The sequence below is a fragment of the Acinetobacter sp. NIPH 298 genome, from assembly GCF_000369505.1.
Lineage (GTDB): Bacteria > Pseudomonadota > Gammaproteobacteria > Pseudomonadales > Moraxellaceae > Acinetobacter.
Map to the genome: position 1 here is coordinate 1 of NZ_KB850056.1, position 9,173 is coordinate 9,173.

Below are 9,173 nucleotides of genomic sequence, written 5' to 3' on the forward strand. Positions count from 1 at the left end.
AAGTAAATAAACCCGATCCAAGTCTAAAAAAACAACGAGATCGAGAAAACTACTACTTGGGTGCAATGTGTAAAAAGCTGTTTGATGTCACTGGTTTTCATGCCAATCAATCGAATGACTTAAAACGCCTAGAACAAATCTTTATCGATACAGCAGCAACGGCTGTTCTAATCGAAAAAAATCAAATGACTGAAGATCAAAAAATAAGAACTGCTGAGAGGCATGTACGAAATGAAATTCTCAAAACCACAGTAGAGGGGTTTGAGCAGGACAGTAGAAATCCATTTAAAGCGACATAGCGCTCGTTTTAGCCACTTTTAATCTGAATAACATGAAACTATGCGTAAAGCAGAAAAGATTCAATATGCGTCAAATAGGACGTATTGAACGAGTGTCTACGAGTGGCACACTGAAAAGTCGCGCCTAGACTCCCTGAAAAACTGCTTTTTTATAAATTGAGTTCAAAAAATTATGGATAAATGGGCTTAATTTGACGCTAGAACGAGCATCGCGAGTAAAAAGGGGTTATGAGCAAAGCGAATCCATTTTTGTTGTTGCTTTTGCTTGTGCTTTTTTCACTATAAAAATTGAATTCGGTATGAGAAAAAAATTGCCCCTTCGAACTGAGCGAAAGCGAAGTTCAATAGAGTTTGAGCAGAGCGAAAACATAGGGCAATTTTTCTTTAGTCGGGCTTTTAATTATTTTTTAAGCTTTTAAATGCTTTTGAATAGGCTATAGCCCAGTTGTAGTAAGTCTTTCGAGCCTTATAAGACGACACTTACCTTGCAATAAGACGACACTTACCTTGCAGTAAGACGACACTTACCTTGCAATAAGACGACACTTACCTTGCATAAGACGACATAATATATTATTGTCGTCTTATCTCATAAAAACAAAGTGCTATGAAAGAGCTAATAGTAAAAGATAATGCTTTAATTAATGCTAGTTACAATTTAGACCTAGTCGAACAACGCTTAATTCTTCTTGCGATCATGGAAGCTAGAGAAAGTGGGAAAGGTATTAATGCGAATGATCCCCTGACAGTTCATGCTGAAAGTTATATAAACCAATTCAATGTACATAGAAATACCGCTTATCAAGCCCTAAAAGATGCTTGTAAGGATCTATTCGCTCGTCAATTTAGCTATCAAGAACAACGTCCCAAAGGGGTAGCAAACATCACTAGTAGATGGGTTTCACAAATTGCTTATATCGATAATACAGCAAGTGTTGAGCTTATATTTTCACCAGCCATAATTCCTTTAATTACAAGGCTTGAAAAACATTTTACAAGCTATGAAATGAAACAAATTAGCTATCTAAGTACAGGATATGCTGTACGTTTATATGAAATTTTGATTGCATGGAGAAGCACTGGGAAAACACCAGTAATAGAATTAATTGATTTTAGAAAACAGATTGGTGTACTAGATACTGAATACAATCGAATGCATGATTTTAAAAAACGCGTATTAGATCCTTCAATTAAGCAAATTAAAGAGCACACAGATATTACAGTTGAAGTAGAACAGCATAAAAAAGGGCGTTCTATCACTGGTTTCTCATTCAGACTCCAACAAAAAAAATCTGTAAACCAAGAACTAATTAACACCATAAATTTAGACACAGTAGATCTATGTTTTAAAATGACAGATGCTCAACGTCATATGTTTGCTAATAAGCTTTCAGAGCTTCCTAGTATGGGTAAATATTCTCAGGGCACAGAAAGCTTCCAGCAATTTGCTATTCGTATTGCCGAAATGCTACAAGATCCTGAACGATTTAAAGAACTCTATCCATATCTTAAAAAAGTTGGATATCGTTAAAATAGTCATGTAACGTTACATGACTACCTAATGTTTACTGACATACACTTTTTTACTTGGGTTACATGATGAAAGCATTGTCTGTTATTGAGTTGGCTAATCTATATGGAATGAATCGCCAAAGCATTTATAAGCGTATTAATAAAGGGGATTTATCTAAAAATAGTGATGGAAAAATTGATTTTTCAGAAGCAATACGTGTGTTTGGAGAACCCTCACACAAAAATAATAATGTAACCACGTTACAGTATACTTCGGTACAAAAAGAGACAGAAGTAGACATGCTAAAACAGCAGGTAGACATACTAAAAAAACAGCTAGAACTTGCACATGAACGAGAAATTTTTCAAAGAGAACAACTAGCAACAAAAGATAATCAAATCGAAGCGATACAACGCTTATTAGAAGCTCCAAAACCCCATATGACTACGTTTACCGATCAAGAACTGGTACAGCCCAATATGGCCAAAACAGCTCCAGAACAGGACAAAGCAGAAGCTAAACATGAGGGATTGACTACTCTGGAACAGACAGAGAATAAGCGTATTCCCGTGCCGGAGCAGGTTGAACCAGAGCAGCCGAAAAGAGGCTTCCTCAGTCGCTTTTTCTTGCCGAATGGGTGAGGGTATTGTTGACTGGAGCTAATCAAAACTGTGGAACAAAGGTTAAATACTAGGCGTGGAACGTGAAGAATCCATAAAAAAGCCTAGTTTGTTCAAACTAGGCTTTTTTATGGATTACAACTTATTGAAATAAAACAATTAATACAGACGATTTCGCATAAGGTGTATTATGTTAATAATATAAATTCTTAAAAGCGTATTGATTTAATAATAGAAAAATTATCAGAGTAGGTTATGTTTAAAGTAAACGTTCAATTATCAACCAACAATGATTGAAGATTTATATCTTATATATGTTAATTTCATTAACATATATATACCAAATCAATAATGTCTTAAGTGAAATAATATGATAGGTCAACATCATCACTTTTTAAAAAAATTTTCGATCAGTGATGCTGCTATAGCGTATAGAAAACCTCGCTCGACTATACTTAAATATATAAAAAGCGGAGATTTCGAACTTGACTACAATAACTTGATTGAATATAGCCAGTTAGTTAAAAAATTTGGTGAAATTAGTTCCCCTATACGGGACGAAAGAGATCAACAAATCAAAAAACTAGAAGATGAAGTTATGCATTTAAAAAAACAACTTAATTTTTTTAAATATACTTCAATCTCAAACAAACATAGATTAGTAATTTCTCATAAAGACTCCATTTAACATAATGGCGGTTATACGAAGTACACTTGTATATTAATATAAATATCAGATACTTATTTAAGTCATAAAAATCTAAAAATGCCCCAAAAGCCGATTTTGAAACAAGTCGGCTTTTTTATGTTCGATTCTGTAAGCTTTTGCCAATAAAAAATGGAAGAACTTTGCAAAATTTACAATTTTGTATTAACATTTTTATATTAACAAAAAGCGATGCAACTATGGAAATTGAGTTTTCATGGGATGAGCATAAAGCAGAAACCAACCTCAAAAAACATGGTGTAGCTTTTGAAGATGCAACATTGGTTTTTTATGATGCTCATGCCGTCTTCAAACAGGATCGCTTTGAGAATGGTGAATATCGTTGGCAAGCGATAGGTCTCGTACACGGGCAGACAGTTTTATTAGTAGCCCACACTGTGCAAGATCATAATGGGATTGATCATATCCGTATTATTTCAGCACGACAGGCAGAGAAAAAAGAGAGGAAACAGTATGAACAAAACCGTTACTTACAAAGTGGATTTGAATAACCCTCCTGTTTTATCTGAAGAACAAAAGGCAAGACTTGACGCTTTAGCTAAACGCCCAAACAGTGAAATAGACTTTTCAGACATTCCTGAACTTGATGAAAGTTTTTGGAAAAATGCAGTGCAGAATCCTTTTTACAAGCCGACTAAACAAGTAACTACGGTTCGCATCGATGCAGATGTCATGCAGTGGCTGAAAGCCCAAGGCAAAGGCTACCAGACACGAATGAACAAAATTCTGCGTGATGCCATGCTGAATGAACTAAAGAATCATCCATAAAAAATGGGAGCTATAAGCTCCCATTTTTGACTTCGTATAATCCGTATTATGTTAATTTTAGCGAATCTTAACTAAATTATTTAATAGGAGGGGAAATGAGTAGAGCCGTTTTAGCAGATCATGTCTTGTTTAACGAATGTGTCTATTACTTACGAGAAGACTTACATAAAAAAAATCAAGGACATATCTTTGATAAGGAAAAACAAACTTTTAGTTGTCTAAGTACTACTTTTCATATTACCAAACCTTGGATATTTGAAAAATTTACTATTTATCCGTCTGTCGAAGTAATACTTCCTGCTGCAAAAAAATCTCTTTTAAATTTTGTGAAAAATCCTTCTTGGGTAAATGAGGCTGCATTTGATCATCCTCATTTATTTGGAGAAGCTCTAAGTGCATTAATCAGTTTCGTAACTTTAAGATCTGTAAAAAGTCCACGAGATGGTTATGGCTTACGTATAGAGTCTCTAGAAAACATCCCTAGTCATTGTCTCGAAGAAATGGCGTTCACCTTACCATTCTTATGTGCAGGTCCTGGTGCACATGACAGTAGATTAGAAGAGGCTACTGAAGATCAATTTATAAAGGAAATACAAGAATTAATAAGCAACTTAGAAAAAATTGATGAAAACCTGTATGTATTTGCCTTAGAAGTTATTCGCTTAGTACAACTTTCGATTTTAGTAAAAAGAGACGACTTTGGATTAGCCTATTTATTACTAATTTCGGCCATTGAGGCAGTTTCACAGAAGGCTATTAAAAGAAAGTCTAAAAAACACGAGAAAGAAAAAGAATGGGAAAAACTTGCTCGTAGTAATCCATTATTTAAAGAACTATTAGTCGAATACAAAGATATTAGAGGACGAGATAAGTATCTCAGCGATAGGTTTATTGAATTTATTGTGACCTATAGCCCCTCTGAAGAATGGGAAAATATAGTAAAAAGTAGGTATGCGTTTATGGATCGAGAGTGGAATGATTTTATGCAAAGAAGCAAACATCCCTCAAAGATGCAAAAAGAAGAAATAGAGAAAATTCTTAGAAATGCCTATCAATATCGTAGTCGTTTTGTTCATGAAGGAACTCAGCCACCACATAAACATCCAGAAGCAAGTTTTAATAAATTTTTTGAAGTAATCGAGACATATGATCCTATTTCGTATCACTATAAATCAGAATTATGTCCCACTTATGAATTAATGTTAGGCATAGCTAAAACAGCAATCTCAAAGTGGATAAAGTCCGAAGCTATGAAATAATTATATTCTGTATCCCCCTTTTTATAGGAGGATACATATGTAGTTTTAAGGAGGTGTTTGGGTGGAAGGAGCTGGAACATTGTCATTCTCAAACTTACCTAACAATGCTTTTCCAATTAATGCGTAACTTATCCCCCAGACAAATAAGGTAGCCACTACAGTAATTCCCGCACCTTTTATAATTTCTCTAGTCCAATACCAACCATCACGCTTATTAAACTCTTTGATTTCTTGATCGATAGTTGCATGATTAAGATTAACTTTTGTCTCTAAAGCCGTAATTTTTGTACCGACTACATTTTCTAAAGAGTTTTTAGATGTATCAACTAAAGTTTTTAAAGAGGAGAAACTAGCCTTCACTTCAGTATCAAGAAGTGAATGGTTTGACTGAATTGTAGACATGAAAGTATCAATTTTTCTAATTAATTCAGCTGCAAAAGAACTTTCCAAGCTTCTCTCAACGTCTTTAACTTTTTCAGAATAAATATTATTTAAGACATCTGTTAAAATTTTTTCTGCTTCATTCCTCAACCCATCTAATTGGGAAGGAATTAAATATACTGAATTAAATGATTCGACTTCTTGTTGGGTGGGGCTCCCACCTTTTGACTTAAAAAAATCTACTTTTCTTTGTTTATACAAACAATAGGCAATATAGCTTACAAGATCATTTTCCTCACCATCATCTTTGGTAAGTTCGTGAAAGACCCAACTATATCTTGGATTACGTTCTTGTTGATTATCCGGCATGTATATGATGACGCTTTAGTGAATCATTAAAAGCATTATTAACACGTTTTAAATCAAGTGTATAAGATTCAACAGCACTTTTAGCAATTGGTGTTGAAAAATTCAACACTTTTACTTCTACAGCTCTACCTTTAGGAATTTTAGCTCTTTGAGAATCTTTAACTGTGAAATATGACATAAACACCTCCATTACAGTTAGGAAGCTAGATTGAGTACTATAATACCCAAGAGTACGGCTTTTGTATAATTCTGAATTTTTTAAATACTTACTCCTGTTATAGATTTAACATAAAATCTCTTATGCGAAGTCAAAAATGGGAGCTATAAAGTCAAATCTATGGCGTATCAATAAATAGAATTGATATAAAAATGATGCGATTAGCTGTCTAATTCACTATTTTTCAATTGGTTTTAAGTAAAATCATTGCAATAAATACGGTCATTGTGAACATGAAATTATTTCTAGATTGTGAATTTAATGGTTTTGGTGGAGAACTTATCTCGATGGCACTTGTTGATGAAAATGAAAGATACTTTTACGAAGTTTTACCATGTATAAATCCCACTGCATGGGTACTTGATAATGTTATCCCTATTTTAAATAAACAAGCTATTGATTTAAAAGAGTTTCAAAACATATTATTTAATTTTCTAAATCGCTATGAAAATATACATATAGTTGCTGACTGGCCAGAAGATTTTTCATTGTTTTTAACTTCACTCATAATTAAACAAGGTAGTTGTATGATTACTCCAAAATTGACAATGGAGCTTTGGAACAGCGATGCGAGTTTAGCAGCAGAGTCAAGAATCCCCCATAATGCTCTACAAGATGCTTTTGCACTAAAACGAAAATATGTGATCTGAAATAATTTTTAGCTTTTTTAAAAGATTACAGCTTCAATATGGAAAAATAGTTCATTTATTTTAATCTCCTAAAACCCTGGTCCATTCCAGTCATGGGATGACTCATTTTTCTTGAGCTGATTGACTTCAACCGCATCTAGAATCTGGGGTTCAAGGTGAGTATTTAACGCCTCAATGATGAGATCATCTCTTTCTTTAAACTTTTTAAGATTATGCTGCTGATCTAATTCATAATCTTCAGTAAAATAACGACTCGCTAGCGGTGCGATAAAACCCTCATAAAGCTGCATAAACCCTCGCATTTCAACCTGTTTCCCCTCAAAATTTCGCTGTATATCATTGCGTTGCCATGCATAGAGTTGATAACTAAAGTTCGTATCGAACGCTAGACTCCGGCTGTCATCAAAATTGGCTAGCTTTTGAATAAATTGGCTTAGATTTCTTAAAAAATAACGTAAATATTCTTGGTTATCTTCGTTCGAACAATATTGATCAAGCTTGTCCCAAGCCGATGGCTCCGCATCCTGTAAATTGATCTGAATAAACGTCGCCCCAGAAACAATTAATTGCTCACAGCTAAAATCTTTTAACAACGCCTGTTTCTGTAATTCTATCCAAACAGAGCCAAATGCTGAACGTTCTAAAAGCCGATTCATGATCGTACAGTTTTGCTGATGCATCTTTAAAAACGATTCGTGATAAGAAGCCCCTTGGCAAGCCTTCACAATCGTTCGTTGTAATTCATTCAGTTCAAAATCCGTGTATTTTTTCCGATCAGCATACCGTTGTCCGAGTAATTGTGTTTGTTCCAATTGAGACTTAGCCAACTCATTCTCATATGCTGTTTTATACAGCTCCATTTTATTTTCTTCTCGGATCCTTTGAATGGTTTCTTTTTGTGCCTGAACGTCGAGCTGAATAATGGGATCTGCACTGTACAGTTTCCACCTTGGAATCTGCGGAACATCTTTTAAATCGGTACCAAACTGTGTGTTGTAATCCCGATTCGATAAACAAGAAACCTTATTTTCAACCGTTAAAGCTAGACCATTAAGCATGATGGTTTTCTGTGGGGCATATTGCTGCAGACAATCATTCAGTAATTGTTCGGTCGTTTGCCTAAAAATTACCACCTGATTCTTTCCCTGGCCCAAAGCATTGGCCGTCATTTTTTGTGCACCCCCTTGCTGTGGATTTTTGGGGCGGTACTGTTTAAAAAACTGTTCCGGTGATCGTTCTATTCCATCGGCAAGGCTACGTTCAGAGTACATCAGATGTAAATGCGGTTGATCCTCACCCGTTAAAGCACTGGCATGATGGTGTACCGCTGCCGTATAGGGAAACTGATACGTGTCGGTAAATTCCTGAATAAATGCTTCGACCAACTCGATCCGCTGCAATCTGTTCAGCTCTTTAGGCAAAGCAACCGTTAAAACAGTCGATGTCCGACCCCGTTCAATTTCATGCTGATCGGCACTTTTCCAAAAATCTGCAGGCCGATTTTTAGCCCAAGCAGGAAGATGTCCGGAACGGACAAACTCTAATTCTTCATCCTGTTTTTTCGCCAAGAAATGTCCAGTCCTGGTGAGGTAATGGAAGGTATTTTTGCTGCTATTCGCCTTCTTTACATTATGCCGAATGTCCATGTAAAACATTGATTGCTACTCTCGATTTTCGGGGGCTTTTGCTTTTGCTCCGCAGGACGAAGACTTCTGTCTTTTTTGCAAAACTATCACGCTAGGGATAGTTTTGCAAAAAAGACAGGGAGACGAGATAAAAATTAATTCTGCCATACAGAATTAATTTTTAATTTCACTTCAATAACAAGTTAAGCTCACTGTACTAACGGTAAAAATAGTTGAATCTTTAGGAGCATTTATGGCTGGTCGTCAAAAATTGGTTTTAACTTTGGATGATGTAAAACAACTGATCAAACATATTCAACAACTGCCCTTCAAAAGAAAAATAGAACAGCGCTTATTAGACATCCTTCCAGGCAAAAAAAGCATGGCTGATTTTTCTGAAGCAGACTGGCTTCTCATAAAAAAATGTCGCTATGAAAAAAATGCCTATCTCAAACAAATAGCAGCTTTGGCCAAAATTCAATCGCAGCCTACGCCAACAAAATTTGAACGAGACATTTTAGATTTAGCCAAGCGTTCCGATATTGATGCACATTTTTTAAAACTGGATGCCTTAAAAAACTATCTGCAACAACAGGATCAGAAGAAAGCTGAAATCAAACTCAGAAACCAGAAAAAGCGTATCGATGCGAAAGTAAATAAACCCGATCCAAGTCTAAAAAAACAACGAGATCGAGAAAACTACTACTTGGGTGCAATGTGTAAAAAGCTGTTTGATGTCACTGGT

General features: G+C 35.2%; 11 protein-coding genes and 1 pseudogene. 9 read left to right on the top strand and 3 right to left on the bottom strand.

Annotated elements, in window-relative coordinates:
• The 7 genes from F903_RS16740 to F903_RS16200 form a co-directional block, all read left to right on the top strand.
• A partial coding sequence (locus tag F903_RS16740; RefSeq protein WP_005198812.1) for a hypothetical protein occupies positions 1–299 on the top strand: 299 nt, incomplete at its 5' end.
• 607 nt (positions 300–906) lie between these two features.
• Positions 907–1,830 carry a replication initiation protein RepM gene (gene repM, locus F903_RS16175; protein WP_005198814.1) on the top strand — a complete coding sequence of 308 codons (924 nt, stop codon included), beginning with the start codon at positions 907–909 and terminating at the stop codon, positions 1,828–1,830.
• A 68-nt stretch (positions 1,831–1,898) separates the two neighbouring features.
• A complete protein-coding gene (locus F903_RS16180) occupies positions 1,899–2,453 on the top strand; it encodes a plasmid replication DNA-binding protein (protein WP_171065308.1) in 555 nt (184 codons plus the stop codon).
• A gap of 349 nt (positions 2,454–2,802) precedes the next feature.
• Complete coding sequence (locus F903_RS16185; protein WP_005198818.1) at positions 2,803–3,120, top strand: hypothetical protein; 318 nt, start codon at positions 2,803–2,805, stop codon at positions 3,118–3,120.
• Between the two features lie 218 nt (positions 3,121–3,338).
• A complete protein-coding gene (locus tag F903_RS16190) occupies positions 3,339–3,650 on the top strand; it encodes a BrnT family toxin (protein ID WP_005198820.1) in 312 nt (103 codons plus the stop codon).
• Positions 3,613–3,927 (top strand): BrnA antitoxin family protein, encoded by a 315-nt coding sequence (locus F903_RS16195; RefSeq protein WP_005198822.1) that lies wholly within the window; start codon positions 3,613–3,615, stop codon positions 3,925–3,927. The genes F903_RS16190 and F903_RS16195 overlap by 38 nt, the downstream gene beginning before the upstream one ends.
• A 95-nt stretch (positions 3,928–4,022) precedes the next feature.
• Positions 4,023–5,186 (top strand): hypothetical protein, encoded by a 1,164-nt coding sequence (locus F903_RS16200; protein WP_005198824.1) that lies wholly within the window; start codon positions 4,023–4,025, stop codon positions 5,184–5,186.
• Positions 5,187–5,231: 45 nt separating this feature from the next.
• Here F903_RS16200 and F903_RS16205 read toward each other — a convergent pair whose 3' ends face one another.
• Together F903_RS16205 and F903_RS16210 are read right to left on the bottom strand one after the other, a co-directional pair.
• A complete protein-coding gene (locus F903_RS16205) occupies positions 5,232–5,936 on the bottom strand; it encodes a hypothetical protein (protein ID WP_005198825.1) in 705 nt (234 codons plus the stop codon).
• Complete coding sequence (locus tag F903_RS16210) at positions 5,926–6,114, bottom strand: hypothetical protein (protein WP_005198827.1); 189 nt, start codon at positions 6,112–6,114, stop codon at positions 5,926–5,928. The genes F903_RS16205 and F903_RS16210 overlap by 11 nt, the downstream gene beginning before the upstream one ends.
• Positions 6,115–6,440: 326 nt before the next feature.
• On the opposite strand from F903_RS16210, the gene F903_RS16215 reads away from it, so the two are divergent.
• Positions 6,441–6,803, top strand: a complete 363-nt coding sequence (locus tag F903_RS16215; protein ID WP_228128693.1) for a hypothetical protein — start codon at positions 6,441–6,443, stop codon at positions 6,801–6,803.
• An 824-nt stretch (positions 6,804–7,627) separates the two neighbouring features.
• Here F903_RS16215 and F903_RS16970 read toward each other — a convergent pair.
• Positions 7,628–8,458 (bottom strand): annotated as a pseudogene (locus tag F903_RS16970) (MobA/MobL family protein); the annotation flags it as partial.
• Positions 8,459–8,681: 223 nt separating this feature from the next.
• Between F903_RS16970 and F903_RS16225 the strand changes: the two are divergent.
• Positions 8,682–9,173, top strand: a 492-nt coding sequence (locus F903_RS16225) for a hypothetical protein (protein ID WP_005198830.1), incomplete at its 3' end; no start/stop codon positions are given.

Bases quoted from the DNA above. Each gene is read 5' to 3' on its own strand.
- F903_RS16210 (WP_005198827.1), bottom strand. From the start codon at position 6,114: ATGTCATATTTCACAGTTAAAGATTCTCAAAGAGCTAAAATTCCTAAA.
- repM (WP_005198814.1), top strand. From the start codon at position 907: ATGAAAGAGCTAATAGTAAAAGATAATGCTTTAATTAATGCTAGTTAC.
- F903_RS16190 (WP_005198820.1), top strand. From the start codon at position 3,339: ATGGAAATTGAGTTTTCATGGGATGAGCATAAAGCAGAAACCAACCTC.
- F903_RS16185 (WP_005198818.1), top strand. From the start codon at position 2,803: ATGATAGGTCAACATCATCACTTTTTAAAAAAATTTTCGATCAGTGAT.
- F903_RS16205 (WP_005198825.1), bottom strand. From the start codon at position 5,936: ATGCCGGATAATCAACAAGAACGTAATCCAAGATATAGTTGGGTCTTT.
- F903_RS16200 (WP_005198824.1), top strand. From the start codon at position 4,023: ATGAGTAGAGCCGTTTTAGCAGATCATGTCTTGTTTAACGAATGTGTC.
- F903_RS16215 (WP_228128693.1), top strand. From the start codon at position 6,441: ATGGCACTTGTTGATGAAAATGAAAGATACTTTTACGAAGTTTTACCA.
- F903_RS16195 (WP_005198822.1), top strand. From the start codon at position 3,613: ATGAACAAAACCGTTACTTACAAAGTGGATTTGAATAACCCTCCTGTT.
- F903_RS16180 (WP_171065308.1), top strand. From the start codon at position 1,899: ATGAAAGCATTGTCTGTTATTGAGTTGGCTAATCTATATGGAATGAAT.